The following is a 15,763-nucleotide window of genomic DNA, read 5'->3' as shown; positions in this document are numbered from 1 at the left end:
TGGTCTATTCCGCCGCCTTCGCCGTTTTGCCGAACATCCGGGTCGGTGCCGGGAAGCCACAGGACGTCCCGTCGGTGATCTTGACCTGGTGTTCCCACGGCAGGCGGAAGGTGCCTGCGACCATGTCCTGCATGAACGAATAGGGGCAGTCCATCGCGCCGTCCTTCACCGCGACGTAGCCGCGATGCCAGAGCTGGTAGATGTTGTTCTCGACGCCCCAATTGATGCGAGCCTCGCGCACCAGATCGGGCCGCACCTCGGCGGTGATGATCTCGTCGGCCCGGCCGGTTGTGCCATGTGCCAGCACCGTGCCGTCGAAATTGACGATCATGCCTTCGCCCATGGAATCGAATGAGCCGTCCGACCCGCACATGCAGACGTTTGCCGTTACCATCAGGTTCTGGAACGAATTGGCCTGGTTGGTGAAGCGCCAGGCGTCGCGGATCGGGGCGGTGTAGCCCGCGGTGCGGATCATGATCTCCGCGCCTTTGTAGGCGCATTCGCGAGCCATCTCCGGGAACATGCCGTCGTGGCAGATGATGAGCGCGATCTTCGCGCCCCTCGGGCCCTCGATGACGGGAATACCGACATCGCCCGGCTCCCACGGTTCGACCGGAATCCAGGGGTGCAGTTTTCGGTAGTAGAGCTTGATCTCGCCGTGATCGTCGATGATCAGGCCGGAGTTGTAGGGATTGCCGTGCCGATTGAACTCCATGATGGAGAAACAGCCCCAGATCTTGTTGTCGACGCAGGCCTTCTTGAAGGCCGCGACCTCAGGCCCGTCGAGCCGGCACATGATCTCGGGATTGGTGTCCATCGAGAGCCCGTGCAGCGAATATTCCGGGAAGACCACCAGATCCATGGTGGCGAGATTGCGGCGGGCCTTGCCGACCATCCAGACGATGCGCTCGGTCTGCCGCGCCAGATCGGCCGCGGTCGCGACGTTGGGCAATTGCAACTGCACCAGCCCGATGACGACGCCCTCAGGCGATTTGTTCAAGCCGCCAAGCCCGTTCATGAAGAGCTCCCTTGCTGGATCAAACGCCGGCGACATTGCCGGCGCGATCTATTGGGCGCCAAGCAAATCCGATTTTTGCGGCCGGCAAAAGGTCATTTCTCAGGCGATGAGGCAAGAGCGCGAGCATCGCGCGGGCGGAACATGCCACCGAGTGCGAAGTCGCATCTGCTGTTCCTGATCAATCTCTTGGGAGCCCCGTGGGCCTCTTGAGCGTCCCGTCGTGCCGCCCGCGAACCCCGCACATAATTGAGGCGCGAGGTGCCTCGAATGTCGCCTTGACCCGTCGCGACCGCCGATGTCAGGGTTATGACATGAGTACAGTAAGGCGACACGGCGCAAATCTTCGGGACGAATATGCCGAGTTGACGCGGCAGCGTATCGTTGCGGCCTTCGTCGAAACGCTCGAAGATGATGCCGCCGACGAGGTCTCGATGGCTGCCGTCGCCAGGCGCGCGAAGGTTGCCGAGCGCACCATCTATCGGCACTTCAAGACTCGCGCGGAGCTGTTTGCAGCGGCCGGTGAGTGGATCGAACACAACGTCTTCGGCTACGTTCCCTTTTCCTCGCCGGACCAGCTGCCGGATATCTTTCGCAAGCTCTGCAAGAGCTTCGATCGCCATCCGAATCTTGCGCGTGCAATCGCCATGACGCGGGTCGGCCGCAGCGTGCGGGCCGGCTTTCGGCGGCATCTGATCGACCAGCACAGCAAGGCGATGGCACCTCTGGTGCGGCACCTCAAACCGAAGGAGGTCCGCCAAGCCGAGGCGCTCGCGGCCTATCTCAACAACGTGCTCGCCTGGAGCGCGTTGCGCGAAGACTTCGGCATGTCGAGTGGCGAGATTGCCGATGCGATCGACTGGGCGCTCAGCACGCTCCTGAAGGATATCCGGCAGCGCGATGCGGCTGCGGCAGGGCTGCGTTCCGAACAAGGTGGCAAGCCGCCGCGGAAACGAACCGGAGCGAGAGAGCCGTCATAGGGTGGAGCAGGTCATGACAAACTCGAACGAGATGCCGGACGGCCTCTTGATCAACGCGGCCGATGAGGTTCGCATCCGGCAGGATCTGGTGTTGACGGCGCTCGGTCGCCGCCCGGCCGACCGGAGCTTGCGGGTCGGGCGTTTGCTCGACGTGCACAGCCGCACCTGGAGCGAAGATCAGGAGATCGTGTTCAAGGGCCGAAGGATCGCATGGGTCGGACCGGCCGGAAGCTATCCCGGCGAAGTCAGCGAACGCGTGCATCGTCCCGATCTTGCGGCCGTTCCAGGTTTCGGTGAAGTGCACAAGCATATCGAAAGCTCGCATCTGACGCCAGAATGGGAGGCCGCGCTGGTGCTGCCGCATGGCAATACCTGGACCTGCGAGGCGAGCCACGAATTCTCCAATGTCAACGGCGCACGCAATCTCGAGTTTTGGTTCGAGGCACGCCGTCGCGGATCGCCGCTCAAGATCTTTCCGCAGCCCGGATCGGCGGTGCCGCCCACGGCCTATGAGTGGGGCGGCGGCTGGTATGGTCGCGACGAGCAGGCGAGCTTCATGAGCGCGAGCCTGATGGTCACCGGGCTCGACGAGGTGATGGACTGGCCGGCGGTCTGGAATCCCGACAACCCATCCTACAAGCGGCTATGGGGCATGATCGAAGCCACGTTCGCGGCGCGCGGCGTCGTCGAAGGCCATGGCTCCGGTCTGCGGGACCTGCCATCCATCAACGCCTTTGCCGCGGCCGGGCTCGCCTCCGACCATGAAGTGCAGACGCCCGAGGAGACCTGGGACAAGCTCATCCGCGGTCTCTTCATCGAGTTGCGCGTCTACGCGATGCCTGAAATCGTCGCCTGGCTGCTCGCCAAGGGTTTGCAGGACTGGTCGCAGATCGCATTCACCACCGACGACCGCAGCGCCAGCCATACGCTCGAGCTCGGCGCCAGCGATCACAACGCGCGGATCGCGATCGAGGCTGGTCTGGCGCCGGAAGTCGCGATCCAATGTCTTACCATTAATCCCGCGCGGCACATGCGCATCACCCCGTTCGTCGGCAGCCTCGCCCCGGGGCGTTTTGGCGACGTCGTGCTGCTCTCTGATGTGGCCAAGCTGAGCATCGCCGAAGTCTGGGCCGACGGTGCGCAGGTATCCGAAGGCAAGAACTACCTGAGCAAGGTTCCCGAAATCTCCTGGCCCGATTGGGCGACCAGGACGGTGAATATCAAGCGCGCGATCCAGCCGAAGGACTTCGAGCTATCGGCCGAACCCGGCCGCACCACGATGAAAGCCGCCGTGATCCGCCCGTTCCATTGGCATCCGGAGTTCTACACAATCGAATTGCCGGTGCGTGACGGCGCCGTGCAGCGCGATGAGAGCGAGGCCATCACCAAATTTGCCATCGTCGATCGCTTCTCCGGCGACGGCCGGGTTGCAAAAATGTTCTGGCGCGGCTGCGGACCGTGCACGCCGGAGACCGCGCTTGCCTGCTCGGTCGCGCACGACAAGCATAACATCTGGGTGGTCGGCTCGTCCGACGCCGCGATGGCCAAGGCCGTGAACGCGCTGGTGGAGCGCCAGGGCGGGTGGGCGCTGGTCAGAGAAGGCGAGCTCGTTGCCACCGTGCGGTTCGAGGTTGGCGGATTAATGAGCTGCCGCTCGGCGCAGGCGCTCGATGCCGAGATGCAGGCGCTCTATGCGGAGGGCCGCAAGGTGGACTGGATGTATGAGCCGACCTTCCGGCCGCGCTGGTATCCCGGATTTCCGGAGCGCCTGATGTTCGCGACGCTGACCTGCGCGCCCTGGAGCTGGGTGCTGGTCGCGCCGTGCGAGCAGGCGCCGCTCGGATTTATCAACGTCCAGACCGGCGAAGCACACGCGGTGGTCTGGTGAGGCTGATGGGGAGACGGCGATGAACGAGATGACGCTGCCGCAAACGAATTCCGTAGACGCCGCGCCAAAATCCGTCGGGCCGTCGGGCCCGCAAGGTCCAATCGACCGCCTCTTCGGACTAACTGAGCGCGGCACCACTGTTGGACGCGAGGTGATGGCCGGCGCGACCACATTCGCGGCGATGGCCTATATCATCGCGGTGAACCCGGCGATCATGTCCAATGCCGGGATGGATCGCGCCGATCTCGTCAACGCGACAGCGCTCGCGGCGATCTTCGGTTCGGTATTGATGGGGCTTTGGGCCAACCTGCCGCTCGCCGTTGCGCCCGCGATGGGCTCCAACGTCATCTTCACCTATGTGATCGTCAAGCAGATGGGCATGCCCTGGCAAGGCGCGCTCGCCATGGTCGCCTTTACGGGCGTGCTATTCCTGATCCTCAGCCTGTCGAAGCTGCGCGAGCGCATAGCACGCGACGTTCCCGAAGCGTTGAAGATTGGCATCCAGGCCGCGGTCGGCACCTTGATCGTGTTCATTGCGCTGCGCGGCGCCGGCCTCGTGGTGCAGAACCCCTCGACCTATATCGCCATGGGATCGCTGCGCAGCCCGCCGGTGTTGCTGACGCTCGCAGGTCTGCTGCTTACGCCGGTGCTGGTGGCGCGACGTGTTCCCGGCGGACTCATCTTGTCCATCGCCGTGCTGACCCTGATCGGCTTCTTCGTCCCCGGTGTAAACGGCAAGATGGTAACCTCGATGCCGTCGGCGATCCTGTCATGGCCGCGCTGGCCCACCAGCACCTTCATGGCACTCGATGTCGGCTATCTCATCAGTCACTTCGTCGTGGCGCTGCCATTGCTGTTCTACTTCCTGTGCGCCGAATTCTTCTCGACTCTGGGAACGCTGATCGGGGTGACTGGTGCCGCCAATTTGCGCCGTCCGGATGGCTCGATTCCGAATGCCACCGCCGCTTTCGCTACCGATGCGACGGCATCCATCGTCGGCCCGCTCCTCGGCACATCGGTAGTGACGGCCTACATCGAGTCGATCACGGGCGTGCAGGCGGGGGGTCGCACCGGCCTGACATCGCTGACGGTCGCGGCGTTCTTCTGCCTTGCCTTGTTCTTCTGGCCTGTCTTCATCATCATTCCACCGCAAGCAACCGCACCTGCGCTGGTGCTCGTCGGCGTGCTGATGATGCAGGGCCTCGCCCGCATTGACATGACCGATCTGGCCAACGCCGTGCCCATCGTGCTGACGCTGCTGGTCACCGTGCTGACCAACAATCTCATCAACGGAATGGCGCTCGGGACGTTGAGCTATATCGCACTGGAGGTCTCGATGAGCCGGGGAGGGCGGATTCCTGCCATGGTCTGGGGTCTCGGCGTGGTGTTCATCGCCTATGCGTTCGTGACCGCACAGATATTTTGAGATGTCCGGATGTCGCGAAAAACCTAGGCCGCCAGATCGAGGAGGTGGCAAGATCCCCGCACCAGCACCTTGCGCCCTGTCGACGTCATGACGGGAACGCCGTCCCTGATCGTGACAAGACCGAACTTGACCAGGTCTTCGACGACGTAGGTCTTCGTGAGGCGACCGCGCGGCATAGGATTGCGAAGCGCTTTCAGAACCTCCCATTGGTCCGGCGAAAGATCCAAGTCGACATCGATGTTCATGTTGCCTCAAGATATATGGCCGCTCGCGTGCACCTGTTAACGGCGCTGCGTGAACACCGTGCGACGACATTGAGTCGGGAATTCGATAGCTGTTTAGAAAGGTCTCTTCACAAATTGCCGCACGTTGTTGCGTCACAATAGTTAAGATCCGCAGCGGACGAATATCGTCGGGGTCATCGATCACCAATTGATGATGTTGGCGTGATGCTGCGTCGCAAGGTTCGCGCTGCACGGGCAGTACTGCTGCCCCATCCCGCGCTGCGAGGTGCACAGGAAGGTGGGCAGAGCGTTCAAGGGTCTGTTACGCTGACTCGCGGGGGAATTGGCTTCACGCGGCAGGAGTGGAGTGCATGAACAGGCTGGTCGAAATTCGCAGTCAGGAATTGTTTTGCCGGGAGCGCGCGGCGCTGGATTCGGAGCGACGCGTTTTCTGGCTCGCGCAGGCGGAAGAGTGGGAGCAGCGTGCTCTCGACGAAATCGCGTATCACTTCCGCGAGTGCAACCTTTTTCGGGGGCCGAGCTGGCTGCCGCCTGACGCGAGCCGATCGTCGCCTACTGATAAGTCGCCACGATATCGGACACTGCGCGCTCGAGCTGCTGGGCCGTGGCGCATTGGCGCACCAGGCTGCAAAAGGTCGCGTAGCGCGGCATTTCCGAGTCGCCAAAGCCCCAGGCGAGCCGTCCTTCGGGATTGAGCCAGACCAGCCGTTTCGAGCGCTCGCAGATACGGCGCAAAATGTCGGCGCGCGGGTCGAGGTTGTTGCTGCGGGCATCGCCGAGCACGATTACCGTGGTCTGCGGCGTTAGCGTGTTCATCCACTCCTTCTCGAAATCGACGAGGGAAGAACCATAGTCGGATGAGCCGAAGCCAACCTTGGACATGATCTCGGCCATGGCCTCTTCCGGCGACTTCGATTCCAGGATGTCGCTGACCTCGATCAGATGCGAGGAAAAGGCGAAAGAGCGGACGTCGTCGACCACTTCATGCAGCGAGTGGATCAGGAGCAGGAAAAAATCGGAGACCTGCGCGACCGAGCCCGAGACGTCGCACAACGCCACGATCTTCGGCCGGTCGCGATGCTTGCGCTTCCAGGCCGTGAGAAAGGGGACGCCGCCCCAGGCCGCGTTGCGGCGCAGCGTGCGGCGTACGTCCAGATGGCCGCGGCGCTGACGCTTGCGCGGCTTTGAATAGCGCTCGCGCAGCCGCCGCGCGATCTGGCGGATGAGTGCGCGCATCTCCGCGACCTGACGCCGTTCGATGCGCGCGAGCGGCGCGTTGCGCAAGATCTCGTTGCGGAGGTTTTCGGCCTCTTCGCGGGCATAGAGCGCAAGCCCCTGCGCGACGGTGTCGCGCACGGCCTCGCGCAAGCCCTCGAGCGTGGCGCGGAGGCGCTCGGCCAGTGCCGGGTTGGTCGCGGTCAACTCGTCGAGATCGTCGCGCAGCCGCTGGAGGCCCATGGCGTCGAGGATGCGACTGGAGAAAATGCCGCGTTGTGTAGAGTAGCGGATGTCGGACAGGGACGCCGCGCCGGCGGCGCTGGCGATCGCGGCCGCGATCGCATTGCGGTCCTGCGAAAGCAGCATCTGCGCAAGCGGACCCAGTCCTTCGGACGGCTGATTCGCGCCCGCATCGCTGGTTGCACCCGAGGAGCGAGATTGAGCCGCTTCCTGCGGAGTGTCGTCATTGTTGGCCTCAGGCTGCTCTTGTCGTGGCTCAGGCTGGCTGAAGAACAGATCAAAACACTCGCCAAGCGCAAGCTTCTCATCTTGCGACTTGGCGAGGGTCAGAAGGAGGGTGTCGCGAAGAATGGCGCGATCGGACAAGCCGACCTCTGCGACCGCACGCATCGCATCGATGCTTTCAGCAGGCGAGACATGCACGCCGGCGCCGCGCGCCGCCCGAAAGAAACGATGGATATTCTCGCGCATCGGAGTCAACCGAAGACGTTGGATCGTGCTGCCTTGGCAATGAAGGTCGTGATCTGGGGCTGAGCCGCTTCGATGTCGGCCTCGTATTTCAGGAGCACATTTAGCGTGTCCTTGACCATCTCGGTGTCGAGCTCGGAAGCCTGAAGCAGCACCAGGACGCGCGCCCAATCGATGGTCTCGCTGACCGAGGGCAACTTCTTCAGATCCAGCGAGCGGATTTCGTGGATGAAGCCGACCATCTGCCTGCGCAGCGTCTGCGAGATGCCAGGCACGCGGCTTTCGACGATGCGCTCCTCCAGCCGCTGCTCGGGGAAGCCGATATGCAGATGCAGACAGCGCCGCTTCAAGGCGTCGCCGAGATCGCGCTCGCTGTTGGAGGTAAGGATCACCGTCGGCGGCGTGATCGCGAAGACCGTGCCGAACTCAGGGATCGTGACCTGGAAGTCCGAGAGGATCTCGAGCAGCAGCGATTCGAATTCAGCGTCGGACTTGTCGATCTCGTCGATCAGCAGCACACAGCCGCCGGGATGCTCGAGCGCCTGAAGCAGCGGCCTCGGCTCGACGAACTCCTTGGAGAAGAATACGTCGCCGAAATCGTGGAGCTGTTCGAGCGCGGCATGCAGCGTCTGTGCGCCACCAAGGACTTCGCCGAGCTTGTCCTTGAGGATTTGGGTATAGAGGAGCTGCTTGGCGTATTTCCACTCGTAGAGCGCCTTGGCCTCGTCGAGACCCTCATAGCATTGCAGCCGGATCATCTTCTTGCCGCGCCAGGCGGCGACCGCCTTGGCAAGTTCGGTCTTGCCGACGCCCGCGGGACCCTCGACCAGGATCGGCTTCTCGATCTGGTGCGACAAATAGACGGCGGTCGCGATCTGCCGGCTGGCGATATAGCCCTGCGCGGCGAGGCCGCTCTCCACTGCCTCGATCGCGGTCGAGGCCTTCTGTTCAGCCACGAAAGGGCGCTCCCAAAGGTCTTGCTTGAGGCTTGTTCTGCCTGCGTTCCGGGCAAAGAACAAGCCTCGTTTAGGAGGCAGCAGACCCGTGCGAACGGTGATTTTTCCGCTTCGCGCAAATACTTGCGCGATTGGCCGATCGTACGATCAGTGCCGCGACAGCTCGCGCTTTCGGATCGTCTGCCTGACCTCGGTACCGCAATCGGCGCATTCATAGACGAAGTCGATCTTGGCAAGGCTCCAGTGCGGCTCGACCTCGCGCACATACATCGGCAGGAACCCCATGCAGGTGGGGCAAATCACAGGCGCGATTTCGATATCCTGATGATGCTGTACATAAGCTGGCATCTCGGCTCTCCTTCGCAGGCGACTACCAAACCCCGTGCAAAGGTTACTGCCGGTCGCGCCGGCCTCGTCATCAACTCTTTCGAACAGAGGCGGAACGGCGGAGATTTGCGGTTAGCTGTGACATTCTTGTTACGGCTCTGGACTGTAACGGGCAGACCAAATGCCTATTTCACCTGCAGATCCGGTTCTCGGACCTCACTGCAACGAAAAGGGAGCAACCCCATGACACATGCCATTCGCTTTCACACGACCGGCGGCCCTGAAGTTCTGGTCTGGGAGGAGGTCAGTGTCGGCAAGCCCGGACCCGGTGAAGCGCGTATCCGCCACACTGCCGTCGGTCTCAACTTCGTCGACATCTACAACCGCTCGGGTCTATATCCTGCGCAACTGCCGAGTGGTCTTGGCAGCGAGGCGGCCGGCGTCGTCGAGGAAATCGGACCCGGTGTTACCGATCTGAAGCCGGGCGATCGCGTCGCCTACGGCGCCTCACCGCTCGGCGCCTATTCGGAGGCGCGGCTGATTCCTGCCGACCGGCTGTTGAAGCTGCCCGATGGTGTCGACGACAAGACCGCGGCAGCGATGATGCTGAAGGGCCTCACCACGCAGTATCTGATCCGGCAGACCTATCGGGTGAAGGCCGGCGACACCATTCTGCTCCACGCTGCAGCCGGCGGCGTCGGCTTGATCCTGAGCCAGTGGGCCAAACATCTCGGCGCGACCGTGATCGGCACCGTCAGCAATGACGAGAAGGCGAAGCTCGCCAAGGCGCATGGTTGCGACCACGTCATCATCTACACCCGTGAGGATTTCGTAAAACGCGTCGACGAGATCACCGGAGGCAAGAAGGTGCCGGTGGTTTATGATTCCGTCGGCAAGGACACCTTCCTGAAATCGCTGGATTGCCTCGCGCCGCTCGGCGTCGCTGCATTGTTCGGCGCGTCCTCCGGCGCCGTCGAGCCGCTCAATCTCGGCCTGCTTGCCCAGAAGGGCTCGCTCTACGTCACGCGCCCGACGCTGTTCACTTACGCCGCCAAGCGCGAGAGCCTGGTCGCGATGGCAGGCGAACTGTTCGACGTCGTCAAGTCGGGCGCTGTCAAGATCGAGGTGCGTCAGACCTATCCGTTGAAGGACGCCGCCAAGGCGCACGCCGATCTCGCCGCGCGCAAGACCACGGGATCGACCGTTCTCACGGTGTAGTCTCCGGCCGGACAGTGACGTGGGCCGTAGGCCTGCGTCACGTTCGTTCGTGCTTGCGCAGGTCGCGGGCGTGATCGCGGCGGATCGCCTGGAGGTCGACTTCGTCAGGCGGGATTTGGGGAAGGGCGGCCTCGGTCAGGATTGCTTCGGTCACGTCCTCGACCGATTGGTCCACGATCTCGTGAATGAAAGAGATGTTTCGATACTCACCCGAGGTGACGCAGGAGGCGACCTCGCGTCGGGTGATTTCGGGATCGACGACCGCTTCGCGGCCACGCCGCCGAGCATCACGACGAAATATTGCATGGAATGGCCCTACCGCGGCCCAAGTGGTCCGGGTCGCGATAGCGTATTTCCGAAAATCATAATTTAGTCAAGCGCGATTGCCAAAAATCGGAAATTCGCACCAGGCGCCTACTTGCTCTTCTTGCGGGGGCGCGCCGACTTGGCGCGCAGACGCTCGAGCTGACCCTTGGGCATCGACAGGCAGATCTCGCCGACCCAGTCCAGCTTGACGCCGACGATCGGCTTGGCATTGAAACTGGTGAGGTTGACGACGGAGGGAGTTTTGCCGCGCTCGATGGTTTTCAGGTAGCGTTCCCCAGTCTTCAATCGCACCGCTGCCTCTTCGCCGTAGAAGCTCGACAGCGGATGGCGCTGGTCCTTATAGACCACGATTACGTCGCCGTTCTCGTATTTGGGCAGCATCGAATCGCCGACGATCTCGAAGGCGACGGTCTCTTCCATGATGGGGAAGGGCAGCGCGATGTCGCCGAGTCCCTCAGGAGGAACCTGTTCATAATCCGGCTCGATCACCGCGCCGGCGCCGACCCGGCCCATGATCGGCGCCAGATTCAGCTCGAGGTATTCCATAATCGGAATAATTTCCGACGCCTTCACCAGGCGTTCGCCGCCGAGGATTTCCGACACCGCGCCCGGCCGCACGCCCATGGCGGCCGCGAGGCCGCCCTTGCTCTTGCCCGTCTTCTCCAGGCCCCGTTCGATCATTGCAACGTCCAACATGGTGATTTCCTTGATGCCGTGGTCTTGCCTCTTGTAATCCGAAATTCGGAATTGATGCAATTATGAATATCAGAATTTTCGATTGACTTTTGTTTCGGAATACCGGAATGTATGTTCCGCCACCCGACCGCGTGGGTCAACATGTGGCGCATCACGGGACAGCAGCATGGAACCGGGCCATTGGTCGTCGGAGCACTCCGACGCGCTTCGCGACTATTTTCTCAAAGGAATGTCCTATGCGGAGATCGGAAGACAGATTAACGCAAGGTTTGGAACGGCTTACTCACGCAATGCGGTGGTCGGCCGCGCCAAGCGGCTCGGACTCGCGGCGCCAGCACGGATGACCAGTCCGTCAATCGTTCCGTCCTTGCTCGGTGAGGCCTGTCTGCTTTCCCCGGGACGTCAGAGGTTGCCATATCTGAACCTGCCGCCGAAATCGGCACTAAAGCCGGCCGCGCCGGTCAAGTTGCGCTGTGTTGGCGTGCAGCCGCGCCTGATCTCTCTGGTTCAACTCGAACCAGGCGAGTGCCGCTATCCCTATGGCGGCGACAGGGATGGGGAGGAGATCATCTTCTGCGGTCATCCACTCCAGCCGGGCTCCAGTTATTGCGCGCCCCATCTCCGCCTGACTCGCCGGCCCGCAACCGGCTCCGCGCGCAACGCGGCTCCTGTCGTGCTGAGGCTCGTTTCCGCTGCCTGACGGGCGGCCGCAGCCGGTTCAATCGTCGATTTTCTGCAAGGAGTATTCGAGTGGGACGTGTTCGACGCAATAGTTCCTACAAGTTGGCCAAGATCTACGACCGCCGGTCGCGTGAGCTGCCGTTCAATGGCGAGGTGGCCGAAATCGAGGTCGACGATCCCATGGCGCTCGATTCCGGCGACAGGATCGTCGCTCTGCGTTCCATCCGCAGCGATCCGCTTGGCCGGCTGCATTCACACCATCAGATCGACGAGGTGCAATACCGAGGTGGCCGGGCGTTCCAGAGCGACTGGGAGAGGGCGGAACGGGGGCCTCAGGCGGTGGATCCGACCCGCGAATATGTCGATGGCGCGCGCACGCGGGAGCCTGTCACCGAAAGCCAGCGCCAGGCGGTGCTGCGGCTGAACCGGATCGAGCGCGAGCTCGGCACCGATGGTGCCGCGCTTGTGCACGACGTGCTGGTGCTGGGCCTGACGATGGACCAGATCGGACAGCGCCGCGCCGTCCGCACCCAGCGCTGGAGGGACTATTTTGCGCGGCGCTTTCGCGAATGCCTCGACCGGCTGGCTCTGATCTACGGTTTTGCAACAGAAGCCACGGGGCAGCGCCCCGAGCCGCATCGATAATGTGGGCGCCGGCGGCTTTCGCCGCTGGCGCGCCGCCGTTCGCTACGGATGCGGGACGATCTGGTAGGGCGTCGTATAGGGCTCGACGCGGAGCGAGGCGTTGGCGAGAAGCCCTATCCTGGCGGTCGGCGCCTGCTGCAATTCGCCGTTCGCGCCCCGATGCACGTTGTATTGCCAGACGGTGAGATCCCCCTTCTGCGCCAGTGCGTGCGCCACCCCGCTCGCGTCATTGCCGCCGAGCGCCTGAAGTTCCTCCGCTGACAGTCCGATGATGATCTCGTCTTTGATGGTAACGATCTTGAAGAGGTTCATCTTGGTCTCCTGCGCCCATGCGCCTGGTATCGAGAAGGTGAGAAGCGCGAGTGCGGCGCCCTTGATGAGATCGCAGCGAGAAAGCATGCCGTCGTCCTTTGGTGCTGACACGCGCCTGATTCGAGATCAGCCATGGCAGCGTGGTTTGCGTGGCCGTTCGCAACTGCTTGGTCGCTCGATCTTGAACAACGGTTCATCGGCGGAAACGCAATCGACGTGATGCAGAGGGCAGACAAGAAAGTCGATCCCAACGCGCTCGCCGCTTCGATCGGCTTCGGTGGCCCCCGGTCAAGACGCTAGAGACTAGCTGCGGGATCGATATTCGCTTTAGTCGGCGATACAACCGCTGAGATCGGACTCAACAATCGCGTGTATACCCTGACGAAACAATAGTCCGCGTCTGCCAACCTCCGTTCACCCTGGAAAACAGACGAAACGCCGTGTCGATTGGCAATCAAGCCGGCGTACGGGATTATGCAGCCTCTTGACGCAGGTGGGTGACGGCGCTCCATATTCCTGTTATCCGGAATCGCCGTGTTGCAGTGCAGATGACGCATCGCTACGCGGGCGGTTGGGCTTGCCGAAGTGGTTGTTCCTTGTCATAGTTGCAACCTATCGGGTCGAGCCGTCGCCCGGATGTGCAGTTCAGCGTGCTAACCCGCAGGTGCCCTGGCCGAGAGTTCGTCGTCGCCATGGCGCTCGATTATGGCGTTCGGTTCTCGAGCGAGGGCCTCTAGATCAGATCGAGAAAGCCGATCCTTGTCATGGGTGCGAGATGAAGAACATCGAATTCGCGGCTGAACTGCACCTCAAGCTCGGCGCGCCTGCGAGCAGCACCGTCGAAAGTCTGCGGCTGATGCGGGCATTTCTGAAGCTAGCGCCTCGGCAACGTTTCGAAGTCATCAAACTCGTCGAAGACCTCGCGACTGACGAATCGCTCCCCGAATATCCCCTGTCGTGAGGCCGAGGCGGCCGGCCGGCGTCATATTGCTCTCCCGAGCGTTGGCCCTGCCGCACTGCCGTCGGCCCGGTTGCGCCTGCCGCCTGGTCTGACGCGCTGGAAGCCAGCACGGCAAATGTGATAGTCAGTTGGAAAAAAGGGAGGAGAGCGACCATGATCGAACCGAAGCTGGAAGTTCCGGCCGAACTGCGCGACCTGGCCGAGAAGACGATCGACCAAGCAGAAAGGGCATTCGGCATGTTTTTCGATGCCGCCACCAAATCGATGACGTCGGTTCCGGGGACGGGCACGGAAGTATCGAAACAGGCGCTCGCTTTTACCGAGCAGAACATGAAGGCGGCGTTCGAGCACGCCCGCAAGCTCGTTCACGCGACCGACCTTCAGGAAGCCATGCGGATCCAATCCGAATTCCTGCGCAGCCAGTTCACCAATGCCGGGGATCACATGCGCCAGATGACCGGCAACTTCATGCAACCGGGCAAAGGCAAGTCCTGACTATCGCGCAGTTGCGTCTGCTCACAAATTGGTCTTGCGCGGCGGCAAGAGGCGCATTTCAATCCCGGTGCAGGTCCATGATGGGCCACCGGATGAGTCTCATTCGCCGTCCATCATCCTTTCTGCTGATCCCTGTCGGTTCAACCGGCAGGGATTTGCATGTTGCGGAGTGAACGCCGCGATTGACCGGCGCGATGCTAACGCAGCGATCCGATATAGGCTGCGATGTCGCTGGCTTCGGTCCGGCTCAGGGGAAAGTTCGGCATCTTCGGATGCGGATCGAGCAGGAAGAAAGCGAGCCTCTCTGGACTAAAGTCTGGTCTGCGCGCAACTGACGCGAAGGAGGGCACGTCTGCGCTGGCTTGGCTCTGGCCGTTCGTCACGACGTGGCAGCTTGCGCACCAGCGTTTGGCAAGGTCGCCGCCATGATCGCCATTGGCGGCGGATGCCACCGAACCGCCGGGGGTTGATGCCACGACGAGAAGCAGACAAATTTGCCTCAAATGCTGGTGCATCAGGCAGCCCTTACGCATTTGCCTGCGGCTGCTCATCCGCAGCACGATCCCGGAAATTGCGAGAGATCGATGCGAGCGATGATCGACCGCAGCAGTCGGCGAGCGGAGCGATACAGATGACGGACGGGCCCCGCTCTCCTTGCTGCGGGCAGGCCAAGGCTTTCGGTATGGTCCGGCACGTGTCTCTCCGACGTTGTGCGGACAGCCTATCGCACTGGGATCGAAGAGGCCTTGATCTGGCGCAAGGCAGCCGGACTAGTAATCGCCGGGATTCATGATCATCGGGCTTCTCGTATCGGCAGGCGCGAGCGAGCTGCTTGCACTGTCGCGTAAAAAGCGGTCGAGCGTCGCCTGGATCTTCTCCTTGACCGAGTCGGGGCCGCGGTCGCTCATCTCGGTATGATGTGCGCCGGTATGGACGATGTCGATGCCTCGCGCCTTGGCTTCTTCCGGCGTCGGCAGCACGCCGGGATCGGTGACGAAATGCGGATCTTTCGAACGGAACGACAAAATCTTCATCTTATCGCTGACCACGAAAGGCACCCGGAGATTGTCGAGGGTGATCACTTTCGACACCAATTCAGGATGCTGATGGGCGACATACATGGAGACATCGCCGCCGTTGGAATGTCCGACGAGGGTGACGTGGTCGTAATCGGCGTTCTCCTGCCGCCTCTTCAGTTCGCCCAGCACGAAGAGGATGTTGGCCTCGCAGCGGATATAGACCTCGCGCCGGCCGACATATGGCTGACCGACCCGGGTCATCAATGGCGGATCGCTCGGGAGGTCCTGCTGAATGCTGGTGACGAGATAGCCGCGCGCGGCGAGCACGTTGGCGAGGAACGAATACTCGGACGCCCTGACGGTGTTGCCGTTGCTGATGATCGCGAGTGGAAGCTTCCAAAGTCCGAGATTGGCCTTGGTCTCATAGTCGCGCCGCACAGCGACTTCGACCGTGATGGGCCGCTGGCGCGAAGCGTCGAACAGCGTCAAAGTCTCATGGCGGATCGCGAACCGGCTGACGACGAAATATTCGCCGACACCGAGGACGCAAAGAAAAGCCAGAATTGCACACACCCTTTTCATGGGTTCCGTCTCGATCACTTTTGACTGAAGATAGATATTGCAGACCTGTAGATCGAGCGATCGT

At 62.1% G+C, this 15,763-nt stretch carries 17 protein-coding genes and 1 pseudogene; 8 read left to right on the top strand and 10 right to left on the bottom strand.

Annotation, left to right across the window (positions count from 1 at the left end; translation table 11 throughout):
- Positions 1-4: 4 nt before the first annotated feature.
- Positions 5-1,018 carry a formamidase gene (locus tag IVA82_RS03870; protein ID WP_247384775.1) on the bottom strand — a complete coding sequence of 338 codons (1,014 nt, stop codon included), beginning with the start codon at positions 1,016-1,018 and terminating at the stop codon, positions 5-7.
- Positions 1,019-1,329: 311 nt separating this feature from the next.
- Between IVA82_RS03870 and IVA82_RS03865 the strand changes: the two genes are divergently transcribed.
- From IVA82_RS03865 to IVA82_RS03855, 3 genes are read left to right on the top strand one after another with little or no spacing between them, the layout of a single operon-like run.
- Positions 1,330-1,995, top strand: coding sequence for a TetR family transcriptional regulator (locus IVA82_RS03865; protein ID WP_247384773.1), 666 nt, complete (start codon positions 1,330-1,332; stop codon positions 1,993-1,995).
- A gap of 13 nt (positions 1,996-2,008) precedes the next feature.
- The gene (locus IVA82_RS03860) at positions 2,009-3,883 is read left to right on the top strand and encodes an adenine deaminase C-terminal domain-containing protein (RefSeq protein ID WP_247384771.1); all 1,875 of its coding nucleotides are present in this window, start codon (positions 2,009-2,011) and stop codon (positions 3,881-3,883) included.
- A 19-nt stretch (positions 3,884-3,902) separates the two neighbouring features.
- Entirely contained in the window at positions 3,903-5,309 is a 1,407-nt protein-coding gene (locus tag IVA82_RS03855; protein ID WP_247384769.1) for an NCS2 family permease, read from the top strand.
- 23 nt (positions 5,310-5,332) lie between these two features.
- Here the strand turns inward: IVA82_RS03855 and IVA82_RS03850 are convergent, their stop codons facing one another.
- From IVA82_RS03850 to IVA82_RS03835, 4 genes are all read right to left on the bottom strand, one after another.
- The gene (locus tag IVA82_RS03850; protein ID WP_247384767.1) at positions 5,333-5,554 is read right to left on the bottom strand and encodes a hypothetical protein; all 222 of its coding nucleotides are present in this window, start codon (positions 5,552-5,554) and stop codon (positions 5,333-5,335) included.
- A 552-nt stretch (positions 5,555-6,106) separates the two neighbouring features.
- The gene (locus tag IVA82_RS03845; RefSeq protein WP_247493164.1) at positions 6,107-7,483 is read right to left on the bottom strand and encodes a VWA domain-containing protein; all 1,377 of its coding nucleotides are present in this window, start codon (positions 7,481-7,483) and stop codon (positions 6,107-6,109) included.
- A 5-nt stretch (positions 7,484-7,488) separates the two neighbouring features.
- Positions 7,489-8,436, bottom strand: a complete 948-nt coding sequence (locus IVA82_RS03840) for a MoxR family ATPase (protein ID WP_247384764.1) — start codon at positions 8,434-8,436, stop codon at positions 7,489-7,491.
- Between the two features lie 147 nt (positions 8,437-8,583).
- Positions 8,584-8,784, bottom strand: a complete 201-nt coding sequence (locus tag IVA82_RS03835) for a hypothetical protein (protein WP_247384763.1) — start codon at positions 8,782-8,784, stop codon at positions 8,584-8,586.
- Positions 8,785-9,006: 222 nt separating this feature from the next.
- Here IVA82_RS03835 and IVA82_RS03830 point away from each other — a divergent pair, with 222 nt between their 5' ends.
- A complete protein-coding gene (locus tag IVA82_RS03830) occupies positions 9,007-9,981 on the top strand; it encodes a quinone oxidoreductase (protein WP_148738668.1) in 975 nt (324 codons plus the stop codon).
- A 37-nt stretch (positions 9,982-10,018) separates the two neighbouring features.
- Here IVA82_RS03830 and IVA82_RS03825 read toward each other — a convergent pair.
- Both IVA82_RS03825 and IVA82_RS03820 read right to left on the bottom strand, forming a co-directional pair.
- Positions 10,019-10,287, bottom strand: a pseudogene (locus IVA82_RS03825) (hypothetical protein).
- Positions 10,288-10,395: 108 nt separating this feature from the next.
- On the bottom strand, positions 10,396-11,004 hold the full coding sequence (locus IVA82_RS03820) for a S24 family peptidase (protein ID WP_247384762.1): 609 nt from the start codon (positions 11,002-11,004) through the stop codon (positions 10,396-10,398).
- A gap of 166 nt (positions 11,005-11,170) precedes the next feature.
- On the opposite strand from IVA82_RS03820, the gene IVA82_RS03815 reads away from it, so the two are divergent.
- Together IVA82_RS03815 and IVA82_RS03810 are read left to right on the top strand one after the other, a co-directional pair.
- On the top strand, positions 11,171-11,704 hold the full coding sequence (locus IVA82_RS03815; protein WP_247384761.1) for a GcrA family cell cycle regulator: 534 nt from the start codon (positions 11,171-11,173) through the stop codon (positions 11,702-11,704).
- 50 nt (positions 11,705-11,754) lie between these two features.
- Positions 11,755-12,330 carry a hypothetical protein gene (locus IVA82_RS03810; protein ID WP_247384760.1) on the top strand — a complete coding sequence of 192 codons (576 nt, stop codon included), beginning with the start codon at positions 11,755-11,757 and terminating at the stop codon, positions 12,328-12,330.
- Between the two features lie 42 nt (positions 12,331-12,372).
- Here IVA82_RS03810 and IVA82_RS03805 read toward each other — a convergent pair whose 3' ends face one another.
- Positions 12,373-12,729 carry a hypothetical protein gene (locus IVA82_RS03805; RefSeq protein ID WP_247384759.1) on the bottom strand — a complete coding sequence of 119 codons (357 nt, stop codon included), beginning with the start codon at positions 12,727-12,729 and terminating at the stop codon, positions 12,373-12,375.
- Between the two features lie 688 nt (positions 12,730-13,417).
- On the opposite strand from IVA82_RS03805, the gene IVA82_RS03800 reads away from it, so the two are divergent.
- Both IVA82_RS03800 and IVA82_RS03795 read left to right on the top strand, forming a co-directional pair.
- Positions 13,418-13,603, top strand: a complete 186-nt coding sequence (locus IVA82_RS03800) for a hypothetical protein (RefSeq protein WP_148738674.1) — start codon at positions 13,418-13,420, stop codon at positions 13,601-13,603.
- A 153-nt stretch (positions 13,604-13,756) separates the two neighbouring features.
- Positions 13,757-14,098, top strand: a complete 342-nt coding sequence (locus IVA82_RS03795; protein WP_148738675.1) for a phasin — start codon at positions 13,757-13,759, stop codon at positions 14,096-14,098.
- Between the two features lie 197 nt (positions 14,099-14,295).
- On the opposite strand, the gene IVA82_RS03790 is transcribed toward IVA82_RS03795, so the two are convergent.
- On the bottom strand, positions 14,296-14,613 hold the full coding sequence (locus IVA82_RS03790; RefSeq protein ID WP_247384843.1) for a cytochrome c: 318 nt from the start codon (positions 14,611-14,613) through the stop codon (positions 14,296-14,298).
- 255 nt (positions 14,614-14,868) lie between these two features.
- Positions 14,869-15,699 (bottom strand): alpha/beta fold hydrolase, encoded by an 831-nt coding sequence (locus tag IVA82_RS03785; protein ID WP_247384758.1) that lies wholly within the window; start codon positions 15,697-15,699, stop codon positions 14,869-14,871.
- Between the last annotated feature and the right edge of the window lie 64 nt (positions 15,700-15,763).

The organism is Bradyrhizobium sp. 142 (assembly GCF_023074015.1).
Taxonomy (GTDB): domain Bacteria; phylum Pseudomonadota; class Alphaproteobacteria; order Rhizobiales; family Xanthobacteraceae; genus Bradyrhizobium.
Note: the sequence above shows the minus strand (reverse complement) of the source record. Positions and strands in the feature narration are given on the sequence as shown.

What these genes read in the sequence shown, in the direction of transcription:
- IVA82_RS03820 (WP_247384762.1), bottom strand. Translation starts at nt 11,004, where the DNA reads ATGTTGGACGTTGCAATGATCGAACGGGGCCTGGAGAAGACGGGCAAG.
- IVA82_RS03795 (WP_148738675.1), top strand. Translation starts at nt 13,757, where the DNA reads ATGATCGAACCGAAGCTGGAAGTTCCGGCCGAACTGCGCGACCTGGCC.
- IVA82_RS03835 (WP_247384763.1), bottom strand. Translation starts at nt 8,784, where the DNA reads ATGCCAGCTTATGTACAGCATCATCAGGATATCGAAATCGCGCCTGTG.
- IVA82_RS03860 (WP_247384771.1), top strand. Translation starts at nt 2,009, where the DNA reads ATGACAAACTCGAACGAGATGCCGGACGGCCTCTTGATCAACGCGGCC.
- IVA82_RS03790 (WP_247384843.1), bottom strand. Translation starts at nt 14,613, where the DNA reads ATGCACCAGCATTTGAGGCAAATTTGTCTGCTTCTCGTCGTGGCATCA.
- IVA82_RS03845 (WP_247493164.1), bottom strand. Translation starts at nt 7,483, where the DNA reads ATGCGCGAGAATATCCATCGTTTCTTTCGGGCGGCGCGCGGCGCCGGC.
- IVA82_RS03805 (WP_247384759.1), bottom strand. Translation starts at nt 12,729, where the DNA reads ATGCTTTCTCGCTGCGATCTCATCAAGGGCGCCGCACTCGCGCTTCTC.
- IVA82_RS03865 (WP_247384773.1), top strand. Translation starts at nt 1,330, where the DNA reads ATGAGTACAGTAAGGCGACACGGCGCAAATCTTCGGGACGAATATGCC.
- IVA82_RS03815 (WP_247384761.1), top strand. Translation starts at nt 11,171, where the DNA reads ATGGAACCGGGCCATTGGTCGTCGGAGCACTCCGACGCGCTTCGCGAC.
- IVA82_RS03830 (WP_148738668.1), top strand. Translation starts at nt 9,007, where the DNA reads ATGACACATGCCATTCGCTTTCACACGACCGGCGGCCCTGAAGTTCTG.
- IVA82_RS03785 (WP_247384758.1), bottom strand. Translation starts at nt 15,699, where the DNA reads ATGAAAAGGGTGTGTGCAATTCTGGCTTTTCTTTGCGTCCTCGGTGTC.
- IVA82_RS03800 (WP_148738674.1), top strand. Translation starts at nt 13,418, where the DNA reads ATGAAGAACATCGAATTCGCGGCTGAACTGCACCTCAAGCTCGGCGCG.
- IVA82_RS03850 (WP_247384767.1), bottom strand. Translation starts at nt 5,554, where the DNA reads ATGAACATCGATGTCGACTTGGATCTTTCGCCGGACCAATGGGAGGTT.
- IVA82_RS03855 (WP_247384769.1), top strand. Translation starts at nt 3,903, where the DNA reads ATGAACGAGATGACGCTGCCGCAAACGAATTCCGTAGACGCCGCGCCA.
- IVA82_RS03870 (WP_247384775.1), bottom strand. Translation starts at nt 1,018, where the DNA reads ATGAACGGGCTTGGCGGCTTGAACAAATCGCCTGAGGGCGTCGTCATC.